The organism is Pseudomonas sp. TNT2022 ID1044 (assembly GCF_028656895.1).
GTDB lineage: Bacteria > Pseudomonadota > Gammaproteobacteria > Pseudomonadales > Pseudomonadaceae > Aquipseudomonas > Aquipseudomonas reinekei.
In genome coordinates, this window is the sequence record NZ_JAMDHB010000049.1 from 1 (window position 1) to 1,860 (window position 1,860).

Consider the following 1,860-nt stretch of genomic DNA (forward strand, 5'->3'; position numbering starts at 1 on the left):
AAGTCCTGGCCAAGGTGCCGTTTGCCACCGCTGAAGAAGTCGATGCTGCCATCGGCGCCGCCCAGCGTGCCTTTCAGACTTGGAAGCTGACGCCGATCGGTGCGCGGATGCGCATCATGCTCAAACTCCAGGCATTGATTCGCGAGCACTCCAAGCGCATCGCCGTGGTGCTGAGCGCCGAGCAGGGCAAAACCATTGCCGACGCGGAAGGCGATATTTTCCGTGGCCTGGAAGTGGTCGAGCACGCCTGCTCCATTGGCAGCCTGCAAATGGGCGAGTTCGCTGAAAACGTGGCGGGTGGCGTCGATACCTACACGCTGCGTCAACCCATCGGCGTGTGTGCGGGGGTCACCCCGTTCAACTTCCCCGCGATGATTCCGCCGGGGCGGGCAGGACCCAATGTCGACCATGCTGCTGGTGGAGCTGGCGATCGAAGCCGGGGTTCCGGCGGGCGTGCTCAACGTGGTGCATGGCGGCAAGGACGTGGTGGATGCGCTCTGCACCCACAAAGACATCAAGGCCGTTTCCTTCGTCGGATCGACCGCGGTCGGTACTCACGTTTACGACCTGGCCGGTAAACACGGCAAGCGTGTGCAATCGATGATGGGGGCCAAGAACCACGCCGTGGTGCTGCCGGACGCCAATCGCGAACAAGCGCTGAATGCGCTGGTGGGCGCCGGTTTCGGTGCTGCCGGTCAACGCTGCATGGCCACCTCGGTGGTGGTGCTGGTGGGCGCCGCCAAACAATGGCTGCCAGACCTCAAGGCGCTGGCGCAGAAGCTCAAGGTCAATGCCGGCAGCGAGCCGGGCACCGACGTCGGTCCGGTGATTTCGAAAAAAGCCAAGGCGCGGATTCTCGACCTGATCGAGAGCGGCATCAAGGAAGGCGCGAAGCTGGAGCTGGACGGTCGTGAGATCACGGTGGCGGGTTACGAGAAGGGCAATTTTGTCGGCCCGACCCTGTTCTCCGGCGTGACCACCGACATGCAGATCTACACCCAGGAAATCTTCGGCCCGGTGCTGGTGGTGCTGGAAGTGAACACCCTCGATGAGGCCATTGCGCTGGTCAACGCCAACCCGTTCGGCAACGGCACGGGACTGTTCACCCAGAGTGGCGCGGCGGCGCGTAAATTCCAGACTGAAATCGACGTCGGCCAGGTCGGTATCAACATCCCGATTCCGGTGCCGGTGCCGTTCTTCAGCTTTACCGGTTCGCGCGGTTCCAAGCTCGGCGACCTCGGCCCGTATGGCAAGCAAGTGGTGCAGTTCTACACTCAGACCAAGACTGTCACCAGTCGCTGGTTCGATGACGACAGCGTCAACGACGGTGTGAACACCACGATCAATTTGCGTTGAGGAGCCGGACATGAAAATCGCTTTTATCGGTCTCGGCAACATGGGCGCGCCGATGGCGCGTAACCTGATCAAGGCCGGCCACGCGCTGCGCCTGGTTGACCTGAATAAAACCGTTCTGGCAGAACTGGAGCAACTGGGCGGCAGCATCAGTGCCTCGGCCCGCGAAGCGGCTGACGGGGCAGAGCTGGTAATCACCATGCTGCCGGCGGCTGTGCATGTACGCAGCGTGTGGCTGGGTGAAGACGGGGTGCTGGCCGGGATCGGCAAAGGTGTGCCGGCCGTGGATTGCAGCACCATCGATCCGCAGACCGCACGAGACGTGGCCGCCGCGGCTGCCAGGCAAGGCGTGGCCATGGCCGACGCGCCGGTTTCCGGCGGCACCGGCGGTGCGGCGGCAGGGACGCTGACCTTTATGGTCGGTGCCACGGCTGAGCTGTTCGCCACCCTGCAACCGGTACTCGCGCAGATGGGCCGCAACATCGTCCATTGTGGTGAGGTCGGCAC

The 1,860-nt window shown here is 63.3% G+C and carries 1 protein-coding gene and 1 pseudogene; both read left to right on the forward strand.

Going from position 1 to position 1,860, the window contains the following annotated elements; all coding sequences use genetic code 11:
- A pseudogene (locus tag M5G20_RS30025) lies at positions 1 to 1,356 on the forward strand (CoA-acylating methylmalonate-semialdehyde dehydrogenase); the annotation flags it as partial.
- Positions 1,357 to 1,366: 10 nt separating this feature from the next.
- A partial coding sequence (locus M5G20_RS30030) for an NAD(P)-binding domain-containing protein (protein ID WP_273922118.1) occupies positions 1,367 to 1,860 on the forward strand: 494 nt, incomplete at its 3' end.